This is a genomic window from Microbacterium sp. NPDC076768 (assembly GCF_040687205.1).
Classification (GTDB): Bacteria; Actinomycetota; Actinomycetes; order Actinomycetales; family Microbacteriaceae; genus Microbacterium.
Genome location: NZ_JBFBMU010000002.1, coordinates 216772 through 236995, shown reverse-complemented (window position 1 = coordinate 236995; position 20224 = coordinate 216772). Strand labels below are relative to the sequence as shown.

The following is a 20224-nucleotide window of genomic DNA, read 5'->3' as shown; positions in this document are numbered from 1 at the left end:
GGGAGAACAAGGCCATGAGCGAGCACGACGCGAACGCGCGTTTCCTTCGCGAGTCGATTGTGGAACCAGACGCAATCACCCGAGCCCGCGCGCATGCCGTCGAGCTGGGCGCACTCCCCATCAGCCCCGTTGTGGGCTCTCAGGTTGCGGTGCTCGCCGCTGCGGCCGGGGCACGATCCATCGTCGAGATCGGCACAGGTGCCGGTGTTTCTGGTCTCTGGTTGTTGCATGGCGCTCCACAAGCCGTGCTGACGTCGATTGACAACGAACCAGAGCATCTTGCGGCGGCCCGGCAGGCATTCGCCGAGGCAAAGATCGCACCGACGAAAGCTCGATTCATCACCGGACGCGCTATCGATGTGCTCCCTCGCATGAACGAGGCTTCTTACGACATCGTCCTCGTTGACGCTGACCCTGAGCGCGTAATCGAGTACGTCGAGCACGGATTGCGACTGGCACGCAAGGGCGGATTGGTACTCGTGCCACGCGTTCTCGCTGGCGGCCGCGTGTCCGACCCGGTACAGCGCGACGAAGTCACCGCCGCCTATCGCTCACTCGTACAAGAGACTCAGGAGTCTTCTGCCGTGCTAGCCACCCTTTCGCCCGCAGGTGAAGGACTGTTGCAGCTGGTGAGCCTCGCCGAACGCGACTGATACAAACGGAAGCAAACCAACAAAAGGGGCGGTGGATCCGAAGATCCACCGCCCCTTTTGGGTCCGCCAAAACGGACCAAGGTCGATCAAGCAGGTGCGACGACGGCGCTAAGCACGTCGTGAAGCTCCTTGGCCTCGGCGTCGTTCACGGAGACGACCAGGCGGCCGCCGCCTTCGAGCGGAACGCGCACGATGATGAGTCGTCCTTCTTTTACGGCCTCCATAGGCCCGTCTCCGGTCCTCGGCTTCATCGCTGCCATCGTGGCTTCCTTTCCTCCGGTGGTATAGGAAGAGTTTATCGGGTGTCGCCGCCCCCTGGATGTCACGGAGCAACAATTGATCAGATCGATGGAGTTAGGGCACCTGCCAGAAAGTGTTGCCGAGGGCGTATACGTGATAGATCCAGAGCCACTGCCCTAGCAAGCACACCGCCAACACTCCGAACCGCCAGGCCCTCGCTCTCGGCACGGCTGCCGCTCCCCAGAGCGGACTGAGCGGCAAAAGCAGACGAAAGGTGCTCGACTGCGGAAAAAACACGGCGAGCAGGTAGAGCAGATAGCTGACGCTCCACAGCCGCACATCAGCGCCGAGAGCCCGCACCTGTGGCGAGTAAAGCAGGGCCACACCGGCTGCCACGACCAGCAACGCCAACACCACGGGGCCCCACCACTGCGGCATGCCCCAGAAGTCAAACCAGAACTGTGACGCTTGGATCCAGCCTTCGAAAGGCACGAACCCTTCGACACCGCCTGCTACCCAGTGCCGTCGCCATGCGAGTTCGGTGGCCAGGTACGCCCCTGAATCTCCGGTCGCAAGACCCGCGATCACCTGCCAGGCGAACCCGGTCGCCGTGGCGAGGGATCCCAGCACAATGATGTGGGTCACTTCTCGGCCGCTGAGCGGGTCCTCTTGGCGATGCCACCAGCGAAGCACTCCGTGGAGACCGAGGTAGAGCGCAAACGCCAGAATGCCAGGGCGCGTGAACGCCATTATCGGTATGAGGAGGTAGAGCAAGACGTAGTTGCGTCGTGATGTGGCGTCAAGCGCGAGGAACAGCAGAAGCAGAAACAGGGTCTCTGCGTAGCCCACTTGGAACATCGCCGCGATCGGGCCCGTGGCGAAAAACACGACGGCCCATGTTGCCGCAGAGCTGCCGATCCGACCACAGAGCGACCGGTGAAGAGCCAAGCACGCGAAGTACCCCGCGATCAGGGAAAGCAGGAAAGCTCCGACTCCCCATGATCCGAACAGAAACCCGATCGCTTTTGATGCATAGGCGAACACCGGCATAAACGCCCAGGCGTTCTCCGCGACCTCCCCCGACTCCGTCGTCGGCAGTTCCGTGGGGTATCCGCTTTCAGCGACCAGCCAGTACCACTGCGCGTCCCAACCGACAATAAAGTTGGCCAGTCCAGGGTCTGCCCCGAAACGTGAGGATGCTGTCGAGAGCGACGCCGCGAGAAGAAGAAATGCCGTCGTGGTTACTCGCGCGACGAGATAGATGATTCCGATGCGCAGAGCGTGCGGCGCCTGCGCCCAGGTACGGGCAGTGCTCAGTGCGAGGCGAGCCATGTACGCAGGCCCCGCTCCACTGCATCGATCTGTGTGAGAGGCACGCGTTCCTCGTCGTGGTGAGCGAGGTGCGGATCGCCAGGGCCATAGTTCACGGCGGGAATTCCCAGCGCAGAGAATCGCGAAACATCAGTCCAGCCGTACTTCGGGCGCGGCTCGGCGCCGACCGCTGCGACGAACTGCTTGGCGATTTCGGCATCAAGACCGGGTCGAGCTCCCTCGGCAGCATCGGTGACCTCGACGTCGAAGCCTGCGAGCACACCGCGAAGGTGTGCTTCGGCCTCTGCCGCTGACTTACTGGGGGCGAACCGATAGTTCACTTCGACCTCGCACGCATCGGGGATCACGTTGCCTGCCACGCCACCGGCGATTCGTACAGCACTGAGGCCTTCGCGGTACAGCAGCCCTTCCACGAGCACCTCTTTGGCACGGTATTCCGCCAACCGCGTCAGGATGGGGGCTGCACTGTGGATCGCATTCTCACCAATCCACGCACGCGCGCTGTGCGCGCGAACGCCAGTGGCGCGCACGACCGCGCGGAGCGTGCCATTGCAGCCGCCCTCAACCTCACCGTTAGAGGGTTCACCCAAAATCGCGAAGTCTGCACGAAAGAGGTCAGGTCGCACAGCGGCGAGCAGTCCGAGACCATTCTTTGATGCTTCGACCTCTTCGTTGTCGTACCACATCCAGGTGATATCGATGGCGGGGTCGGTGAGTTCAGCGGCGAGCTTCAGCTGCACCGCAGTACCCGCCTTCATGTCGACCGTTCCGCGCCCCCAGAGGTAGGCAACGCCGTCGATCTCGATGTTCTTCGTCGGCAGGTTGTCATTGATGGGAACCGTGTCGATGTGACCGGCGATGACAACCCGTTGTGCTCGCCCGTTGTCGGTGCGAGCCACGATCGTGTTCCCATGCCGAAAAACTTCGAGATGCGGAAGCGAAGTGATCGCCGCCTCGATCTCGTCAGCGAGAGTCTTTTCATCGCCAGAGACGCTCGGGATATCGCAGATCGCACGGGTGAGGTCAACGGAGGACGCTGTCAGATCGAGCACCATGGGTCAAGCCTACTTACCCTGTCATGCGTGCAGTTGACCGTCTCCGGTCGCGATAGCGTGGAGGTATGAGCAACGCACGCACGGTATGGGGCATCGGACTGACCACTATCGCCGGAGACGGCACTGTTCTTGATGCGTGGTACCCCGAAGTTCAGACTGGCGCGATCGCCACAGATGCGGCATCCGTCGACGCTCTCCAGCCACTGGTCGGAGGCGACGAGCGGCGCAATGTCACTACCGAGGTGGTGCAGTTGCAGATCGACCTCGATGAGGCTCCCGCCTCAACCGCCGACGCCTACCTCCGCCTGCACGCACTGTCGCACCTCGTGGTGCGGCCGAACGAACTGAACCTCACCGGCATCTTCGGCCATCTGCCGAACGTCGCGTGGACGAACGCTGGTCCGATGCTGCCTGCGGATGCGGCACGTTTGCGCCCCTATCTCGTGCGCGCCGGCATCCAGGTGCAAGGACTGGATAAGTTCCCTCGCCTTACCGACTACGTGCAGCCGGCAGGAGTACGCATCGCAGATGCCTCACGCGTGCGGCTCGGAGCCTACCTCTCCCCCGGCACGACGGTCATGCACGAAGGATTCGTGAACTTCAACGCCGGCACACTGGGCGCATCAATGGTGGAAGGACGCATTTCGCAGGGCGTCGTCGTCGGCGATGGCAGCGACATTGGTGGCGGATCCTCGATCATGGGCACACTTTCGGGCGGCGGCACTCACCGCGTGTCGATTGGCGAGCGCACTCTCCTCGGCGCGAACGCAGGAATCGGAATCTCGCTCGGTGACGACTGTGTTGTGGAGGCGGGGCTCTACGTGACCGCTGGCACGAAGGTCGTACTGACCGATGGCGCCGCTACGGCAGATGGTGGACGAAAGACGGTCAAGGGTGGCGAGCTTTCTGGCCAAGCCGGGCTGCTCTTCCGCCGCAACTCGTTGAGCGGAGCTGTTGAGGCAGTACGCCGAGCCGGTGTCGGCGTCACCCTCAACGAGGCACTGCACGCCTGAAACCACGTGCTCTCCGTCGCGCAGCGACGCGCGCGTGAGGCCGGCATACAGCTGGCGTCACGTGCACACTGGTAGAGTCAGATAGTTGCTTGGACCGCCGGTCCTACAACATCGTCGTCGTCACGGGGTCTCCGAGGACCAAAGCGAGCATGACTGCTCCCACAACCAGCGTGAGCTGGCCTTTCGAACGGCGAACCGATGCGCAATTCCTGCGCCGTCGCCCACCTCACCCCTTATCTCGCGCCGATCACTCGTGCGCTGACGGAGTTTCTGCATGTCTACTTTCCTTGAACTTGGCGTCCCAGCCAAGCTCGCCGCCGTTCTCGCCGAATCAGGCAAGACCGAGGCATTCGCGATTCAGCGCGACACTCTTCCCGACTCCCTCGCGGGGCGCGACCTTCTCGGTCGCGGTCGCACCGGTAGTGGTAAGACCATCGCTTTTGCCTTGCCGCTTGTGGCGCGTCTCGCCGCGTCCGGTGGCCAGCGTCGCGCCGGTCTTCCTCGCGGTCTCGTTCTTGCGCCGACGCGTGAGCTCGCGACGCAGATTGCCGCCACCATCTCTCCGCTCGCCGAGGCCGCTGGCCTGCGCGTTACGACCGTGTTCGGTGGTGTCAGCCAGCGCCCGCAAGAGCAGGCGCTGCGCGGCGGCGTCGACATTGTGGTGGCATGCCCCGGTCGCCTTGAAGACCTGATGAAGCAGCAGGTTGTGCGCCTCAGCGCTATCGAGGTCACCGTGCTCGATGAGGCCGATCACATGGCCGACCTTGGCTTCCTGCCAGGCGTCACTCGCATCCTCACCGCGACTCCTGCTGGCGGACAGCGTCTGCTGTTCAGCGCGACGCTCGACCGCGGTATCGACACCCTGGCCCGCCGCTTCCTTTCGAACGCGGTAAGCCACGAGGTCGATGAGGAAAGCGTGCCAGTGGGTGAGATGACCCACCGCGTGCTGGTCGTCGACTCCACCGACAACAAGACTGCCCTCGTGCGTGAACTCGCTTCAGGTACAGGCCGTCGCATCCTCTTCACCCGCACCAAGCACCAGGCGAAGAAGCTTGCCAAGCAGCTCACCGCGGCAGGCATCCCTGCCGTCGACCTGCACGGCAACCTCTCCCAGAACGCTCGTGAGCGTAACCTCGGCGCGTTCTCTGCGGCACCGGAAGACGGTGGCGTACGCGTTCTCGTCGCGACCGACGTCGCCGCCCGCGGTGTGCACGTCGACAACGTCGACCTCGTTGTGCACGTTGACCCGCCCGTCGAGCACAAGGCATACCTGCACCGTTCAGGCCGTACGGCCCGAGCAGGCGCCGCTGGCACGGTCGTCACGGTTGTGCTCCCTGAGCAGCGCCGCGACGTGAAGGACCTCCTCCGCAAGGCGGCCATCACGGCACCGCTCGAAGACGCCACGACAGCAGCGATCAACGAGCTGGTGCCCGAGCGTGCAGCGCACGTGCGGCCAGCACCCGTACAGGCTCAGCAGCAGCCGCAGCGCCAGTCCTCGAAGCAGCGTCCAGGAGGCGGCGAGCGCGGTGGCGCAACCAACCCGCCCGCACGCCGTCGTCGTCGCCCCCGCCCCGGTGGTGGCCAGGGCGGTCAGGGTGGCAACTACTCGACGCAGAGCGGCCAGGCCCGTCAGGGCAGCGGCCGTAGCTCGCAGGGTCGCTGACTCTCAGCCCGCTTCACATCATTGGTGCGTCCCCTCCGCTTCGGCGGAGGGGACGCATTTTTGTTGCTGCAGAACAGAGTGGATGGTCGTGTAGCGTCTGCTCACATGAATGCAGGCGAAGCGTTACTCGGACTAATGACCGCCATCGACGAGCACCGTTGGGATGACCTCGAGCAGTACCTTCACCCGCAGTTCACCTGCGTGCTCGTTCACACCAACGAGACTTTCTCTCGGGATGAATGGGTTAGGTTCAACGCCGAGTATCCCGACTTCGACCGGCTAGTGGTCCAAGAGTTCGTGGGTGGGGAAACGGAAGCTGCGTGTCGATCACATGTCACTGGTCGAACAAGCACGGGAACAGCGCACTTCCAGTGCGCAAGTTTCGTCCGCGTCAAAGACGGGCAGATTCTGCATCTCACTGAAGTGTGGACTGACGTGAATCAGTCACCGCCGCCCGGTACCCGCCTCTGCATCGGTCGCGGCTAAGACAACTGGAGTTGTTTTGTCGCGTACGTGGGGCTGCCGCCTTCTGCGAGCCAACGGATAGCGTTGCTCTAGCCTTGGTTCAAAAATTATCCTGCGGAGCGCTATGAGAATCAGTAGCCCTCCCGTCCAGTACGAGAGAAAGAGAACGACGCCGAGTTGACCCAAAGGGAAACTGCTGAAACTCAGCACGACCCCGATGCCTACGTAGAGCCAGCGCCACGCTGCCATTGCTCGATCGTACGCAGCCTGCTGGTCTACGACCCGAGACTGGAGTGCCTCTACTCGGCTGCCAAAATCGGCGTCATCAATGCGACTGAAAAGATCAGACACCGACACACGCAGAGCAGCCGCAACCATCGAGAGTGTTTCCAAGCCCGCTTCGCTACCAGCTTCTAACCGCTGAATAGTCCGAAGTCCTACGCCACTTTCAGCAGCGAGTCGCTCTTGAGTCCAGCCGAAGCTTTGCCGAAGCTCCACAATTCGTGTGTTGTTCATAGAACTCATACTTGCCACTTTCGCTGAGCTCCACCACGCCACAGTGCCGCCATCAGCCCGCCAGTGAGCCGCCAGGGAGCCGCCAGTGATCAGCGACGTGCTTGGAAGGTCCGCTCTGGTGATCCTGTGTAGAGCTGCTGCGGGCGGCCGATCTTCGTCTGTGGGTCGAGCTGGAGCTCGCGCCACTGAGCAAGCCAGCCTGGCAGGCGGCCAATCGCGAACAGCACGGTGAACATGCGCGTCGGGAAGCCCATCGCTTTGTAGATGACGCCGGTGTAGAAGTCGACGTTCGGGTACAGGCGACGCTCGCGGAAGTAGTCGTCTGCGAGCGCCAGCTCTTCGAGCTCTTTCGCAAGATCAAGGAGAGGGTCAGTAACGCCGAGCGACGAGAGCACCTCGTCGGCTGCCTCTTTGACGAGCTTGGCGCGCGGGTCATAGTTCTTATAGACCCGGTGCCCGAAGCCCATCAGCTTCACGCCCTCTTCTTTGTTCTTCACTCGTTCAACGAAACGCGAAACGCTCTGACCGGAGTCACGAATCTGCCCGAGCATCGTCAGCACAGCTTCGTTCGCTCCACCATGCAACGGTCCAGAAAGCGCCTGAATACCGGCAGAGATCGAGGCGAACTGGTTTGCACCGGTCGAGCCCACCAAACGCACGGTCGACGTCGAAGCGTTCTGCTCGTGGTCTTCGTGCAGGATGAGGAGAAGCTCAAGAGCCTTCGACATGACCGGATTGACCTCGTACTCCTCGCTGTGCACACCGAAGTTCAGCTTGAGGAAGTTGTCGACGAAGCTCAGCGAGTTGTCTGGGTACAGGAAAGCCTGACCGACACTCTTCTTGTGTGCGTATGCCGCGATCACCGGCAGCTTGGCGAGCATGCGGATCATGTTCAGCTCGACATGCTCCGGATTGTGCGGGTCAGTCTGGCCCTCGTAGTACGTAGAGAGCGCCGCGACCGCCGACGACAGCACCGACATGGGGTGCGCCGTGTGCGGAAGAGCAGAGAAGAAGCGCTTGAGGTCTTCGTGCAGCAGCGTGTGTCGACGAATCTTCTCATCGAACTCCGCAAGCTCCGATGCCGAGGGCAGATCGCCGTAGATCAGAAGCCAAGCGACCTCGAGATAGCTTGTCGATCCAGCCAACTGCTCGATCGGATACCCGCGATAGCGCAGGATGCCCTCGTCGCCATCGATGAACGTGATCTCAGACTTGGTTGAGGCGGTGTTCACGAACCCGTAGTCGAGTCCGGTGTATCCCGTCTGTTTCGTCAAGGTCGAGAAGTCGATACTGGAGTGGCCCGCTGTGCCATGCAGTACCGGGAATTCGGCTGTTTTATCGCCTACTGTCAGCTTCGCTGTTTGCTCTGCCGCTGCACTCACGCGGACCTCCTCCTGGCGTCCGTCCCCGCTCGTCGCAGTGGTGTCGGACATGATCATGATCAAGTCGGAACTGGCGATCTCTCGGCACTGAGGCACCAGGTCGGGTCACGACCGGATCGCTATTACAGCCTAGCCCGCACTCAGGCCTACTGTGACATCTGCCAAACAGACGCCGCCTGACCTGAGGGAATCTACAACCGACTCGCCGTGAGTCTCTGTGCGGCTTCGAAGACACGGTCAGTGGGCGCAGTAAGTGAAAGCCGAATGTGCTGCGCTGAGTCCACGCCGTAGAACGGACCGGGACCAGCCAAGATGCCAAGGTCAGCGAGGCGACCCATCGATTCCCAGGCGTCGCGACCTTCAGTGGCCCACAGATAAAGACCGGCCTCAGAGCCGTCGATGCGGAAGCCGGCAGCCTCGAGGGCAGGGCGCAAGGCCTCGCGCCGCGCGCGGTAGAGCTCTTTCTGCGCGGCGACATGCTGGTCATCCCCCAGCGCAACGGCCATGGCATGTTGCACAGGGGCGGGCGGCATCAGGCCCAGGTGCTTGCGCGCTGTGAGAAGCCCTTCGACGATCTGTGCGCAACCAGCCACGAAAGCAGCCCGATAGCCGGCAAGGTTCGACTGCTTGCTCAGCGAATAGACGCTCAACAGATTGGCACGGCTACCGCCGGTTACCCGCGGGTCCAGAATCGACGGCACAGGTTCCGTCGCCCATGCACCGTCCCAGCCCAGCTCGGCGTAGCATTCATCGCTAGCGATGACAGCTCCGAGTTCGCGGGCGCGGCGCACTGCGACCGCAAGTTCGTCGACAGTCCAGGTGCGACCGTCTGGGTTGCCCGGAGTGTTGATCCAAATGAGTTTCGTACCCTCTGGCCAAGCGGCCGGGTCGTCGGCGGGCACGGGTGTCGCACCGACCACTCGCGCGCCGACCTCATACGTCGGGTAGGCGACCCGAGGGTGCACAACGATGTCGCCTTCGCCCAGACCGAGCAACGTCGGCAGAAGGGCAACGAGTTCTTTAGAGCCGATCGTGGGAAGCACGTTGTCTACTCGCAGATCGGGCACTCCCCTGCGCCTGGCGTACCAATCGACAATGGCTTCGCGCAGCGACGGGGTTCCGACCGTTTGCGGATACCCGTGCGCGTCGGTTGCTTCGGTGAGCGCCTGGCGAATGATCTCTGGGGTGGGATCAACCGGCGAGCCGACAGAAAGATCAACAAGACCGTCGCCGTGTTGGGCAGCACGCTCACGGAAAGGGACGACGGCATCCCACGGGTAGTGGGCGAGGTCGTGAACGCTCACTCCGGTGCCTACTCGCCCTGCGGAGGCAGCGCGGCGATAACCGGATGGTCGAAGTCGTAGACGCCTACCTTGGCCGCACCGCCAGGCGATCCGATCTCGTTGAAGAACTCAACGTTGGCCTTGTAGTAGTCCTGCCACTCGTCTGGAAGGTCATCTTCGTAGTAGATGGCCTCAACGGGACACACGGGTTCACATGCTCCGCAGTCCACACATTCGTCTGGGTGGATATACAAAGAGCGTTCGCCCTCGTAAATGCAGTCAACGGGGCACTCGTCGATGCAGGCGCGATCCTTGACATCGACGCACGGGAGGGCGATCACATACGTCACCCCACCATTCTACGACTCACGGACCTCTGGTTCGGCCGTTATGGGTGCCTCGGCTCGAACCGGGGTGCGCGCAATCGAAGGCCACGCCACGACCAGCAAGACGATTCCCGCCACCACGTACGTCCAAATCCGCCCAGTGAGCGAATCGGGCACCACGACGGAGCCTCCAGGCCCTGCACCTGAAATCACGACCACCATGGCGATCATCCCCAGCCCGGCGGCGACCGCAGCCCCACGGTCGTGGGTGAGCGCGCGCACAGCGATGAGGATCGCAGCGCACGCGACGGAGGCCACAATAAGCCCGACGGGAATGGGTCCCCACATCACGCTGTGACCGATCGTCCCGGCAACGCCGTAGACACCGCCCACCAGGGCCGCAGCGACCCACGACAACACTCTCGACATCCAGCTCACGCGCACGTGATGATTCTACTGGCGCGGTTTATGCCGCCATTGAAGTTCCCGTCAGGCAGCGAGCTCAAAAAAGCGAAGAGCAGCAGCGACAAGGGCCGCAGCCACCACGACGACGAGAAACGACTGCCGAAGCCAGAGGAGTCCTGCCGCCACCAGAATCGCGGGCACACGCGCATCGACCGTGATTGCTTGACCATCCCCCAACGACTGCACCGCCACAAGTGCCGCGAGCAGTGCCACTGTGAGCAGATCAGAAATGCGGGCCGTGCGAGGCGCTTCTAACACCTTTGGCGGAACGAGGTAGCCGGCCGCTTTCAAGGCGACGCAAATCAGCGCCGCGAGCAGAATCGCACTCCACAGAGTCATGCGCTCACCTCCGCATCTCGATCCGTTCGTTGGGCTGGCGGAACGGCGGTACCGCTCAGCCAGTTGAACCAGCCGACAGCTATCGCCACGCCAGCAGCGACGAGTACCGGCAGCCCTGGCATCAACAAGGGAGTGAATGCCGCGGCGAGCACAGCCGCCCCCACTCCCACAGCAATAGCCTGTCGCTCTTTCAGCCGCGGCCACAGCAGAGCAAGGAAGGCCGCCGCTGCCGCTGCGTCGAGACCCCACGACTGTGGGTCACCCAGCACATCGCCCAGAAGCGCTCCGATGAGCGTCGTGATGTTCCACCCCACAAAGATGCCTATGCCGGTCACCCAGAACCCCACCTGCCGCAGGCGTGGGTCTCTCTGTGAGACGGCAACCGCGGTCGACTCATCGATTGTGAAGTGCGCCGCCGCTGCTTTACGTGCAGCACCACCACCCACAATGGGTGACATTCGCATGCCGTAGGCGACGTTGCGCACACCGAGGAGCGCGGCCGATGCAACTGCCGACGGCAAGGCAGCAAGGCCGCCTGCCGTAAAGACACCGACGAAGGCGAACTGGGATCCGCCAGTGAACATCAACAGACTCAGGACGGATGTCTGCCACACGTCGAGCCCTGAGGCCACTGCGAGAGCGCCGAACGAGATGCCGTATGCACTCGTGGCGAGGACGACGCCGAGCGCCTCGCGCCAGACTTCACGCTCAGCAGACACGACATCCTCTCGCGGTGCTCGTTCGCTTCAGTGAACACATGACCATCATTTTGAACGACGACTAAAGCATAGTCAAGCGAACGAACGTTTGACATGATGAACGAATGGAGGATCTACGCACCCGAATCGCCCGTACCCTTCGACGTGAGCGAGAAGCGGCGGCCCTTTCCGTTTCAGAGCTCGCTCGACGTGCGGGCATCTCGAAAGCAACCGTCTCTCAGCTCGAGAGCGGAGCAGGCAACCCGAGCGTCGAGACACTATGGGCACTCGGCGTTGCGCTTGGAGTGCCGTTTGCCGTGCTTGTCGATCAACACACCAATGCGCCGACTCTCATTCGCGCCGACGACCTCACCGGTGTTCCTGCTTCAGCAGCCGACTACAGCGCCACGCTTTTGTCTGCCAGTCCGCCAGGGGCACGTCGCGATGTCTACATCCTGCACGCCGAGCCAGGCCAGGCACGTCGATCAGCCCCCCACCATGCCGGCACGATAGAGCACGTGATCTTGCTGGCAGGCGAAGCAGAAGTCGGGCCCGTCGACGACCCGGTACTCCTCTACCCTGGCGACTACCTCACCTACGCCGGCGACGCCCTTCACATCTTCGACGCGAAAGCGCCCGGCACGAGCGCAGTGCTCATCTCGGAGCTTCGCTAGCGTCCCCTCGCAGCAGCGATCAGTACCAGTTCACGGCCTGAGACTTTGCCCACGCGCCGCACGGGTTTCCGTATACAGACGAGATGTACTCCAGACCCCACGCAATCTGTGTGGCAGCATTCGTCTGCCAGTCAGCGCCAGCCGAGGCCATCTTGCTACCTGGGAGAGCCTGCGGAATGCCCGTGGCGCCGCTTGAGGCGTTGTAGGCCTGGTAGTTCCAGCCAGACTCTTTAGACCACAGCGAATCCAGGCACGAGAACTGATCGGCACTCCATCCGTACTCCGCCAACATTTGCTGTGCGACGACCTTCGCGCCCTCCACCGTGTTTGCGGAGGCCAGAGCGGCAGCCGCCTCCTCCGCGGCTTTCGCCTCGGCAGCGGCTTTCTCAGCCGCTACTCGTGCGGCCTCTGCTGCAGCCTCTTCTGCCGCCTTTTTCTCCTGCGCGGCGATGAAGGTCTGCTCCAGGCTCTCGGTTTCTGAGACCACGCTCTCGATCTCCGCCTCGGCGTCGTCCGCGAGGATCCCGACAAGAAGAACCGGAGTCACCTCACTGTCGTCGAGCTGGTCAATCTTCTCTTCCAGGTCAGACGTGTCGACAGAAGTTGTAGCCTCGAGGTCGAGTCCAGAATTGACAATCGCGGCACTGAGTTCTTCAGCCGCCTCGACAGCCTCCTCCGCCTCGGTCTGGGTGGAAACCGCATCTTCCATGATCTGCACCAGCGGCTCGGCACCGGAGACTTCAGAGGCAGCCGCAACGCCCACAGCGCCAGCAGCCGGGGTGGCGGCAAGCCCGACACTGAGGGTGATTCCGACCAGGGCTGCCGCCGAGACGCCCAGGATAGTCATGGGGCGCTGAGTGGCTGCACGAGCGGAGGTCACTGCGGAAGCGCGCCGAAGCGCACGGGTCTTCTGAAGCATAAATTCGACTTTCGGGTCGTCGTACGCCTCCTTGGGAGACTCATCGGGATGCCATCCCAGGCGTAAGTCACCGAGTCTGAACGACGAACCTGAACGAAAACAATCCCTCACCTGGGATTTTCATGAGAAGAGGGCCTCACACACGCCAAATGGCGGTGTGAGGCCCTCTCTCGGATCAGATCCGAAGAACTACTTAGACGTTCGCGTCTTGACGCTTCAGGCGGGCCGTCTCGCGCGCACGGGTGTTCGCGTCGAGGTTGACCTTGCGGATGCGTACGACCTCAGGAGTGACCTCGACACATTCGTCGTCGCGGGCGAACTCCAGGCTCTCCTCAAGCGTCAGCACGCGCGGCGGCGTCATCGACTCGAAGGTGTCGGAGCTCGCTGCACGCATGTTGGTGAGCTTCTTCTCCTTCGTGATGTTCACGTCCATGTCATCAGCGCGCGAGTTCTCGCCGATGACCATGCCCTCGTAAACCTCTTGCGTGGGCTGCACGAAGAACGACATGCGCTCCTGCAGTGCGATCATCGCGAACGGAGTAACGACGCCCGTACGGTCAGCGACGATCGAGCCGTTCTGACGCGTAGAGATCGAACCAGCCCATGGCTCGTAGCCGTGGGAGATGGCGTTGGCGATGCCGGTGCCGCGGGTGGTGGTGAGGAACTCGCTACGGAAGCCGATCAGGCCACGTGACGGAACGATGAACTCCATGCGCACCCAACCGGTGCCGTGGTTAGTCATGTTCTCCATGCGGCCCTTACGGCCAGCAAGCAGCTGCGTGATGGCGCCGAGGTGTTCTTCCGGCGTATCGATGGTCAGGTGCTCGAACGGCTCGTAAGTCTTGCCGTCGACCTTCTTGGTGACCACCTGTGGCTTGCCGACAGTGAGCTCGAAGCCTTCGCGGCGCATGTTCTCCACGAGGATCGCAAGAGCCAGCTCGCCACGGCCCTGAACTTCCCACGCGTCCGGACGGCCGATGTCGACAACCTTGAGCGAAACGTTACCGATCAGCTCTTTGTCGAGACGGTCCTTGACCATGCGAGCGGTGAGCTTGTGGCCCTTGACCTTGCCCATGAGAGGCGAGGTGTTGGTGCCGATCGTCATCGAGATGGCGGGGTCGTCAACCGTGATCGCGCGGAGCGGGCGAACATCATCCGGGTCGGCGATCGTCTCACCGATGGTGATGTTGTCGAAGCCGGCGATAGCGACAATGTCGCCGGGGCCTGCGGACTCGGCGGGGTAGCGCTCGAGGGCGCGGGTCTTCAGCAGCTCAGTGATGCGCGCGTTCTGGTGAGTTCCGTCTGCGCGAACCCAGGCCACAGTCTGGCCCTTCTTCAGCGTGCCGTTGAAGACGCGCAGCAACGCGAGGCGACCGAGGAACGGGCTGGAGTCGAGGTTTGTCACCCAGGCCTGCAGCGGCGCCTCGTCGTCGTACGCCGGAGCGGGAACGTGCGTGAGGATTGCCTCGAACAGCGGCTCAAGATCGTCGTTGTCTGGCAGCGAGCCGTCGGCGGGACGATTCTGCGACGCGGCACCGGCGCGACCGGAGGCGTAGACCACCGGCACGTCAAGCAGTGCGTCGACGTCGAGGTCAGGCACGTCATCGACCAAATCGGAAGCCAAACCGAGCAGCAGGTCGTGTGCTTCTTCTTCGACCTCTGCGATACGAGCGTCGGGACGGTCGGTCTTGTTGACCAACAGGATGACGGGGAGCTTCGACTCGAGTGCCTTACGCAACACGAAACGAGTCTGAGGCAACGGCCCCTCACTCGCGTCAACGAGAAGCACAACACCGTCGACCATGGACAGGCCGCGCTCGACCTCGCCACCAAAGTCGGCGTGACCAGGGGTGTCGATCACGTTGATCGTGATCTCCTGGCCGTTTGCGTGGGCACCCTTGTAGGTGATCGCCGTGTTCTTAGCGAGGATCGTGATGCCTTTTTCGCGCTCAAGGTCGTTGGAGTCCATCGCACGCTCATCGACGTGAGCGTGTTCACCGAAAGAGCCCGTCTGACGCAGCATGGCGTCGACGAGAGTCGTCTTGCCGTGGTCGACGTGAGCGACAATTGCGACGTTGCGGAGGTCAGAACGGAGGGCGTGCGCCATACAAGAGTCCTAAAAAAGTGTGGGGTTGCGCCGGGAAGCCGACGTTTCAGGATAACGCAACCTCAGGACATGTTCCTGAATGTAGGTCGTAGCATCGAGATCGTGACACATTTGCCGCAAGCGGGAGAGTTCTCCGAGACGCCAAAGCTGCCCTCCCGAGCCCGCCTCTGGTGGGAGATATCGATCGTCCTCGCGCTCGGTCTCGGGCAGTCTGCGGTGTACGCATTCGTGCAGCTGGCGTATCGCCTCACCGACGAAACGCCGATCTCCGAGCAGGTGGCTACCCTCAACCCGTCGCGCAGTGATCGCGAGATCTTCGACTTCACCTACCAAATACTGTCCATCGGGTTCTCACTCGTTCCCGTGGTGTTGGTGTGTTTTTTATTGTGGCAAACGAGACGGCCCCACCTGGAACGGCTCGGCCTTGATGGGACGCGTGTCACACGCGACGTCGGGCGCGGCGTGCTTCTTGTCTTGGCGATCGGCATCCCCGGCCTCGGCCTCTACCTCGCGGGGCGCGCTCTCGGACTGACCGTTGCGATCGACCCTGCCGGTCTCGATGCCTATTGGTGGACCGTACCCGTGTTGCTGCTCGCGGCAGCACGAGCGTCACTCCAAGAAGAGTTCGTCGTGCTCGGGTACTTGTTCGCTCGACTCAAACAGCTCGGCTGGAGCCCGTGGACCATCATCATCGCCACATCAATCCTGCGTGCGAGTTACCACCTCTACCAGGGGTATCCGGCATTCATCGGCAACCTCGCGATGGGACTGCTCTTCGGCTGGCTCTACCAGCGCACCGGACGCCTATTCCCGTTCTTGGTGGCACACTTCTTGATCGACGCAACGGCGTTTGTCGGCTACCCCTGGGCGGCCGACACCTGGCCAGCACTGTTCGGTCTTCCCGTATAGCCTCGGGCGCGCTTTAGAAAGCGCCAGCCTGGGCCACGTAGATGGCCCCGAGTGCCCACGCGACGATCACGCCGAGAACGATGATGGCCAAGAGGTCCCATTCACGGCGAATGGGCGCATCGTCAACGGGCGCTGACTGCCAACGATCGCGAAGCTCCGTAAGTGCGCGCACGCCGGTAGGCACGGTCACCTCGACCTCCTCGCCGCGAAACTTGCGGGGTGGTCGCGCGCGGGCAGGACCGCCGTAGCAGACGAGATCGCGTCCGTCATCGAGCGCGAACTGCAGTTGCCAGCGCAGATCGATATCGCGCACACGACTCCAGCCGAAGCTCGTGCGCCGCAACATGTTCTGCACGCGCACGCCCTGGGCATCCACCCTGACCGTTGAGACGTAGCTGATTTCATACACCAGCCAGAGTGCGAATAGCACCCACGGCGCAACGAGGAACATCTGCCCCCAGCTACCTCGCACAACGGTGTCGGCGAGCAGGAAGATCGCCAGAAGTGCGCTGGGAATCAAAATTACAAGCCCCGAGGGTGCGCGATAGGTGTGCGCCCCCTCGGGACTGTGCCGATCGGTCACAATCAGTGGCCGCCCAGAGTAATCGATGCACCCGGAATGGCCTGAAGCAGCCGCTCTGTGTACTCCTGCTGAGGGTTGGCGAAGATGCTATCGACAGTGCCCTGCTCGACGATCTTGCCGGCTTCCATCACGCACACGAGATCACTCGAAACACGCACGACGGCAAGGTCATGCGTGATGAACAAGTACGTCAGACCAAGCTCGGACTGCAGGTCGCCGAGAAGGTTCAGCACCTGATCTTGCACCAGCACGTCGAGAGCGGAGACCGCTTCGTCAAGCACAACAATGTCGGGCTTGAGTGCCAGTGCCCGCGCAATAGCCACACGCTGGCGCTGGCCACCAGAGAGCTCATTCGGGAAGCGCGTCGCCAGGGTGCGCGGAAGCGCAACCTGGTCGAGAAGCTCCTCCACGCGCTCGCGCCTGGAAGCTCTGTCGCCCACTCCGTGGATTTGCAGGGGCTCCGAGATCGTGTCGCCGATGTTGCGCAACGGATCGAGCGAACCGTACGGGTCCTGGAAGACGGGCTGCATACGACGACGAAGGCCGAACGACTGCGCTCGCGAAAGCCCAGAGACGTCTTGCCCATCGATCTCGATCGTTCCGCTGGTCTGCTCTTCGAGCTTCAGCACCATCTTGGCGACCGTCGACTTACCCGAACCAGACTCACCGACCAGGGCGAGTGTCTTCCCCTTCGGAATCTCAAACGACACATTATCCACCGCACGCAGGGCTTCGCTACGGAAGTTCCCCTGGCGGATCTTGTAGTCCTTCGTGAGGTCAGTGACACGCACGGCCGGCTGAGTTGAGGAGACTTCTTGACGCGTTTCGGCGCCGCGATCCTCCACCACTGCCTGCAACCGCTGCGAAGCGACGCTCGGCGCCGCACCGACCAGACGCTTCGTATACGGGTGTTGCGGATTCTCCAGAATCTGCCTGCTGGGGCCAGCCTCGACGATGCTTCCGCCGCTCATGACGATGATCTTCTCTGCGCGCTCGGCCGCAAGGCCAAGGTCGTGCGTGATCAACAGCATCGAGGTGCCCTTGTCACGAGTTAGCGAAGCCATGTGATCGAGGATCACTCGCTGCACAGTGACATCGAGCGCCGAGGTGGGCTCGTCAGCGATCAGCAACTTCGGGTTGGCCGCGAGGCCGATCCCGATGAGCGCACGTTGACGCATACCACCAGAGAACTGGTGCGGGTACTGATGCAATCGACGTTCCGCATCTGCGAGCCCTGCCTGTTGCAGCACTTCCACCGCGCGCTCGTCGACAGCTTTGCGACCACTGGCGATGCCGTTGGCTCGAACCGCCTCTTTGACCTGAAACCCGATACTCCACACCGGGTTGAGGCTGGACATCGGGTCTTGTGGAACGAAACCAATGTCGCGTCCGCGGACCTTTTCAATCTCGTGGCGGCGCAGAGTGGTGAGCTCCTTGCCGTCGAGAGTGATCGATCCCGCAGTAATTTCGCCGGTGCCTGGTAACAGGTTGACGATCGCCGACGCGGTCGTCGACTTCCCTGACCCTGACTCCCCCACGATTGCCACGGTCTCACCCGGAAGGATGTCGAAAGTGATCCCGTGCAGGACCTCACGAAGGCCCTCCTGCGTGCGGAAGGCGACCGTGAGGTCGCGGATGCTGAGCACAGGCTCCTGTGCGGTGGGACGCTCGTTCATCGACGTGCCCTCGCCTTCGGGTCAAGGGCGTCTCGGATGAGCTCGCCCAAAGTTACGAAAGCCAGCACCGCGAGGGTGAGTGCGATCGACGGATAGATCAGAGCCATCGGGGCAACACGCAAGGAGTTCTCCGCCTGGGATATATCGAGACCCCATGACATTGTGTCGCTTCCCAATCCGACCCCGAGGAACGAAAGCGTCGCTTCCGCCACAATCGCCGCCGCGAGCCCCAGTGTAGAAACCACCAGCAACGGCGCGAGCGCGTTCGGCACAACATGGTTCATCAGGATCTTGAAGTTGGACTGACCAAGAGCCTGCGAGGCCATCACAAAGTCAGCTTGACGCACGCGCAGCACCTCAGCTCGCACGACTCTGGCCGTTGATGCCCAGGCAAAGCCACCGATAGCGAACGCGAGGGTCCACACCGAGCGCGAGTCCTTGAACACGGTCATCACGACCACCGCAGCAAGAATGTACGGAATGGCGAAGAAGATGTCCCCGATGCGGGAAAGCACCGAGTCGAGCCATCCGCCGTAGAAACCAGCGATTGCTCCCATGATGAGCCCGAGAATCGACGCGATCACCGTAGCGATGAGGCCGACAGCGAGTGAGGTCCGAGCCCCCCAAACGATTCGCGCGTAGATGTCACATCCTTGAAAGGTGAAACCGAGGGGATGCCCCTCAGTGGGTCCACCGTTGCTGTTCGAGAGATAGCACCCAGAGTTCGGGGCTGTCGAGGTGAAAAGCGTTGGCCACAGCGACATCGCCAGGAAAACGAGTGCCAGCGCGATCGAGAACCAGAACAGCGGGCGGCGACGAAGGTCCCGCCATGCATCCCGCCACAAGTTACTGGGTTTCTCTGCCACGCGCACGGCGTCGACAGCGATCGACTGCGTGTCGACTGGCGCAACAAAATGATTCTGAGAAGAGGGATCAGGCATAGCGAATCCTCGGGTCGAGCAGACCGTAAAGCAGGTCGATGAAAAGGTTCACGAGCACGTACAAGATCACGAACACCGTCACGAAAGAAACCACGGTGGGTCCTTCACCCCGACGAATAGCCTCAAAAAGGGTATTACCGACACCTGGCACGTTGAAGATACCTTCTGTGACAGTTGCGCCGACAAGCAGCACTCCGAAGTTCGTGGCCGAGTTTGTAATCACGGGGATCAGGGAGTTGCGTAGCACGTGCACGGGGATCACGCGATTACGCGAGAGGCCCTTGCTGTAGGCCGTGCGCACCCAATCCTGATTCAACGTGTCAAGGACAGAGCTGCGCATCAGCCGCATGCTGACCGCATACAGGCTAAAGCCCAGCACGATCGCGGGGAGCCAGAGCCCGTTCCATCCATTATTCGAGCCGACATTGGGCTGGAACCACTCAAGTTTGACAGCGAGGAAGTACTGCGCGAGGAACGCCAAGACAAAGATCGGCACGGCAATCGCGACGAGCGCGACCACCAACGAGATGTTGTCGAACAGCTTGCCCTTGCGCAGCGCCGAGACGGTGCCGATGATGATGGCCAATGTGAACTCAATCGCGATGGCCATGACGGCCAATCTGCCCGTCACCGGGAGAGTAGCGGCGAGTACCGAAGAAACGGTTCGGCCCGAGTAGGTTTCGCCAAGGTCTCCTTGAAGAACACCGGTGATGTAGTACCAGTACTGCACGATGAACGGATCGTTCAGGTGGTACTCCTCTCGCAGCTGTTCCAGCACTGCCGGGTTCGGCGTCTTGTCGCCGAACAGCGCGAGAATCGGATCGCCTGGCATGGCGAACACGAGAAAGTAAATGAGCAGGGTGGCTCCGAAGAAGACCGGGATCACCTGCAGAAGACGTCTCAGAATGTAACCGAGCATCCGCTGACCCTTCGTCGAGGAAAGAAAGCGTAACGAACACAGCCCGTAAGGCGGTGACGAAGAATC

22 protein-coding genes are annotated in these 20224 nt (G+C 62.1%); 6 read left to right on the top strand and 16 right to left on the bottom strand.

Annotated features, from left to right (window positions below):
* Positions 1–14: 14 nt before the first annotated feature.
* Positions 15–653 carry a class I SAM-dependent methyltransferase gene (locus tag AB0O87_RS07550; protein WP_363513589.1) on the top strand — a complete coding sequence of 213 codons (639 nt, stop codon included), beginning with the start codon at positions 15–17 and terminating at the stop codon, positions 651–653.
* Between the two features lie 86 nt (positions 654–739).
* On the opposite strand, the gene AB0O87_RS07545 is transcribed toward AB0O87_RS07550, so the two are convergent.
* From AB0O87_RS07545 to dapE, 3 genes are all read right to left on the bottom strand, one after another.
* Positions 740–913 (bottom strand): DUF3117 domain-containing protein, encoded by a 174-nt coding sequence (locus AB0O87_RS07545; RefSeq protein ID WP_363513586.1) that lies wholly within the window; start codon positions 911–913, stop codon positions 740–742.
* A 94-nt stretch (positions 914–1007) separates the two neighbouring features.
* Positions 1008–2225: a hypothetical protein gene (locus AB0O87_RS07540; RefSeq protein WP_363513583.1), complete on the bottom strand. Its 1218-nt coding sequence runs from the start codon at positions 2223–2225 to the stop codon at positions 1008–1010.
* Complete coding sequence (gene dapE, locus AB0O87_RS07535) at positions 2207–3280, bottom strand: succinyl-diaminopimelate desuccinylase (RefSeq protein WP_363513580.1); 1074 nt, start codon at positions 3278–3280, stop codon at positions 2207–2209. The genes AB0O87_RS07540 and dapE overlap by 19 nt, the downstream gene beginning before the upstream one ends.
* 65 nt (positions 3281–3345) lie before the next feature.
* Here dapE and dapD point away from each other — a divergent pair, with 65 nt between their 5' ends.
* The 3 genes from dapD to AB0O87_RS07520 all read left to right on the top strand — a co-directional run bounded on the left by dapD (position 3346) and on the right by AB0O87_RS07520 (position 6442).
* Positions 3346–4293, top strand: a complete 948-nt coding sequence (gene dapD, locus AB0O87_RS07530; protein WP_363513577.1) for a 2,3,4,5-tetrahydropyridine-2,6-dicarboxylate N-succinyltransferase — start codon at positions 3346–3348, stop codon at positions 4291–4293.
* Between the two features lie 274 nt (positions 4294–4567).
* Complete coding sequence (locus AB0O87_RS07525; protein WP_363513574.1) at positions 4568–5956, top strand: DEAD/DEAH box helicase; 1389 nt, start codon at positions 4568–4570, stop codon at positions 5954–5956.
* 105 nt (positions 5957–6061) lie between these two features.
* Entirely contained in the window at positions 6062–6442 is a 381-nt protein-coding gene (locus tag AB0O87_RS07520) for a nuclear transport factor 2 family protein (RefSeq protein ID WP_363513571.1), read from the top strand.
* On the opposite strand, the gene AB0O87_RS07515 is transcribed toward AB0O87_RS07520, so the two are convergent.
* From AB0O87_RS07515 to AB0O87_RS07485, 7 genes are all read right to left on the bottom strand, one after another.
* Complete coding sequence (locus tag AB0O87_RS07515) at positions 6401–6937, bottom strand: helix-turn-helix transcriptional regulator (protein ID WP_363513568.1); 537 nt, start codon at positions 6935–6937, stop codon at positions 6401–6403. The two genes, AB0O87_RS07520 and AB0O87_RS07515, sit on opposite strands and share 42 nt — an antisense overlap.
* Before the next feature lie 89 nt (positions 6938–7026).
* On the bottom strand, positions 7027–8370 hold the full coding sequence (locus AB0O87_RS07510; RefSeq protein ID WP_363513565.1) for a citrate synthase: 1344 nt from the start codon (positions 8368–8370) through the stop codon (positions 7027–7029).
* Positions 8371–8510: 140 nt separating this feature from the next.
* Entirely contained in the window at positions 8511–9623 is a 1113-nt protein-coding gene (gene dapC, locus AB0O87_RS07505; protein ID WP_363513562.1) for a succinyldiaminopimelate transaminase, read from the bottom strand.
* An 8-nt stretch (positions 9624–9631) separates the two neighbouring features.
* On the bottom strand, positions 9632–9952 hold the full coding sequence (gene fdxA / locus AB0O87_RS07500) for a ferredoxin (protein WP_363513559.1): 321 nt from the start codon (positions 9950–9952) through the stop codon (positions 9632–9634).
* A gap of 9 nt (positions 9953–9961) precedes the next feature.
* Positions 9962–10372, bottom strand: coding sequence for a histidinol dehydrogenase (locus AB0O87_RS07495; RefSeq protein WP_363513556.1), 411 nt, complete (start codon positions 10370–10372; stop codon positions 9962–9964).
* A 45-nt stretch (positions 10373–10417) separates the two neighbouring features.
* Positions 10418–10732 (bottom strand): AzlD domain-containing protein, encoded by a 315-nt coding sequence (locus tag AB0O87_RS07490; RefSeq protein WP_363513553.1) that lies wholly within the window; start codon positions 10730–10732, stop codon positions 10418–10420.
* Positions 10729–11451, bottom strand: coding sequence for an AzlC family ABC transporter permease (locus AB0O87_RS07485; protein WP_363513550.1), 723 nt, complete (start codon positions 11449–11451; stop codon positions 10729–10731). Before AB0O87_RS07485 ends, AB0O87_RS07490 begins: the two co-directional genes overlap by 4 nt.
* A 104-nt stretch (positions 11452–11555) precedes the next feature.
* Here AB0O87_RS07485 and AB0O87_RS07480 point away from each other — a divergent pair, with 104 nt between their 5' ends.
* The gene (locus AB0O87_RS07480) at positions 11556–12104 is read left to right on the top strand and encodes an XRE family transcriptional regulator (RefSeq protein ID WP_363513547.1); all 549 of its coding nucleotides are present in this window, start codon (positions 11556–11558) and stop codon (positions 12102–12104) included.
* Between the two features lie 19 nt (positions 12105–12123).
* On the opposite strand, the gene AB0O87_RS07475 is transcribed toward AB0O87_RS07480, so the two are convergent.
* Both AB0O87_RS07475 and typA read right to left on the bottom strand, forming a co-directional pair.
* Positions 12124–13023, bottom strand: coding sequence for a phospholipase (locus AB0O87_RS07475; RefSeq protein WP_363513544.1), 900 nt, complete (start codon positions 13021–13023; stop codon positions 12124–12126).
* 193 nt (positions 13024–13216) lie between these two features.
* Complete coding sequence (gene typA, locus AB0O87_RS07470) at positions 13217–15130, bottom strand: translational GTPase TypA (protein WP_363513541.1); 1914 nt, start codon at positions 15128–15130, stop codon at positions 13217–13219.
* A gap of 69 nt (positions 15131–15199) precedes the next feature.
* Between typA and AB0O87_RS07465 the strand changes: the two genes are divergently transcribed.
* Positions 15200–16039 (top strand): type II CAAX endopeptidase family protein, encoded by an 840-nt coding sequence (locus AB0O87_RS07465; RefSeq protein ID WP_363513538.1) that lies wholly within the window; start codon positions 15200–15202, stop codon positions 16037–16039.
* 13 nt (positions 16040–16052) lie between these two features.
* On the opposite strand, the gene AB0O87_RS07460 is transcribed toward AB0O87_RS07465, so the two are convergent.
* The 4 genes from AB0O87_RS07460 to AB0O87_RS07445 are packed head-to-tail and all read right to left on the bottom strand — an operon-like array spanning position 16053 to position 20158.
* Positions 16053–16622, bottom strand: coding sequence for a PH domain-containing protein (locus AB0O87_RS07460; protein ID WP_363513535.1), 570 nt, complete (start codon positions 16620–16622; stop codon positions 16053–16055).
* 2 nt (positions 16623–16624) lie between these two features.
* A complete protein-coding gene (locus AB0O87_RS07455) occupies positions 16625–18298 on the bottom strand; it encodes an ABC transporter ATP-binding protein (protein WP_363513532.1) in 1674 nt (557 codons plus the stop codon).
* Positions 18295–19239 carry an ABC transporter permease gene (locus AB0O87_RS07450; protein WP_363513529.1) on the bottom strand — a complete coding sequence of 315 codons (945 nt, stop codon included), beginning with the start codon at positions 19237–19239 and terminating at the stop codon, positions 18295–18297. The genes AB0O87_RS07455 and AB0O87_RS07450 overlap by 4 nt, the downstream gene beginning before the upstream one ends.
* Complete coding sequence (locus AB0O87_RS07445; protein ID WP_363513526.1) at positions 19232–20158, bottom strand: ABC transporter permease; 927 nt, start codon at positions 20156–20158, stop codon at positions 19232–19234. Before AB0O87_RS07445 ends, AB0O87_RS07450 begins: the two co-directional genes overlap by 8 nt.
* Between the last annotated feature and the right edge of the window lie 66 nt (positions 20159–20224).

What these genes read in the sequence shown, in the direction of transcription:
- AB0O87_RS07550 (WP_363513589.1), top strand. Translation starts at nt 15, where the DNA reads ATGAGCGAGCACGACGCGAACGCGCGTTTCCTTCGCGAGTCGATTGTG.
- AB0O87_RS07545 (WP_363513586.1), bottom strand. Translation starts at nt 913, where the DNA reads ATGGCAGCGATGAAGCCGAGGACCGGAGACGGGCCTATGGAGGCCGTA.
- AB0O87_RS07540 (WP_363513583.1), bottom strand. Translation starts at nt 2,225, where the DNA reads ATGGCTCGCCTCGCACTGAGCACTGCCCGTACCTGGGCGCAGGCGCCG.
- dapE (WP_363513580.1), bottom strand. Translation starts at nt 3,280, where the DNA reads ATGGTGCTCGATCTGACAGCGTCCTCCGTTGACCTCACCCGTGCGATC.
- dapD (WP_363513577.1), top strand. Translation starts at nt 3,346, where the DNA reads ATGAGCAACGCACGCACGGTATGGGGCATCGGACTGACCACTATCGCC.
- AB0O87_RS07525 (WP_363513574.1), top strand. Translation starts at nt 4,568, where the DNA reads ATGTCTACTTTCCTTGAACTTGGCGTCCCAGCCAAGCTCGCCGCCGTT.
- AB0O87_RS07520 (WP_363513571.1), top strand. Translation starts at nt 6,062, where the DNA reads ATGAATGCAGGCGAAGCGTTACTCGGACTAATGACCGCCATCGACGAG.
- AB0O87_RS07515 (WP_363513568.1), bottom strand. Translation starts at nt 6,937, where the DNA reads ATGAACAACACACGAATTGTGGAGCTTCGGCAAAGCTTCGGCTGGACT.
- AB0O87_RS07510 (WP_363513565.1), bottom strand. Translation starts at nt 8,370, where the DNA reads ATGTCCGACACCACTGCGACGAGCGGGGACGGACGCCAGGAGGAGGTC.
- AB0O87_RS07490 (WP_363513553.1), bottom strand. Translation starts at nt 10,732, where the DNA reads ATGACTCTGTGGAGTGCGATTCTGCTCGCGGCGCTGATTTGCGTCGCC.
- AB0O87_RS07480 (WP_363513547.1), top strand. Translation starts at nt 11,556, where the DNA reads ATGGAGGATCTACGCACCCGAATCGCCCGTACCCTTCGACGTGAGCGA.
- AB0O87_RS07475 (WP_363513544.1), bottom strand. Translation starts at nt 13,023, where the DNA reads ATGCTTCAGAAGACCCGTGCGCTTCGGCGCGCTTCCGCAGTGACCTCC.
- typA (WP_363513541.1), bottom strand. Translation starts at nt 15,130, where the DNA reads ATGGCGCACGCCCTCCGTTCTGACCTCCGCAACGTCGCAATTGTCGCT.
- AB0O87_RS07465 (WP_363513538.1), top strand. Translation starts at nt 15,200, where the DNA reads ATGTTCCTGAATGTAGGTCGTAGCATCGAGATCGTGACACATTTGCCG.
- AB0O87_RS07455 (WP_363513532.1), bottom strand. Translation starts at nt 18,298, where the DNA reads ATGAACGAGCGTCCCACCGCACAGGAGCCTGTGCTCAGCATCCGCGAC.
- AB0O87_RS07450 (WP_363513529.1), bottom strand. Translation starts at nt 19,239, where the DNA reads ATGCCTGATCCCTCTTCTCAGAATCATTTTGTTGCGCCAGTCGACACG.
- AB0O87_RS07445 (WP_363513526.1), bottom strand. Translation starts at nt 20,158, where the DNA reads ATGCTCGGTTACATTCTGAGACGTCTTCTGCAGGTGATCCCGGTCTTC.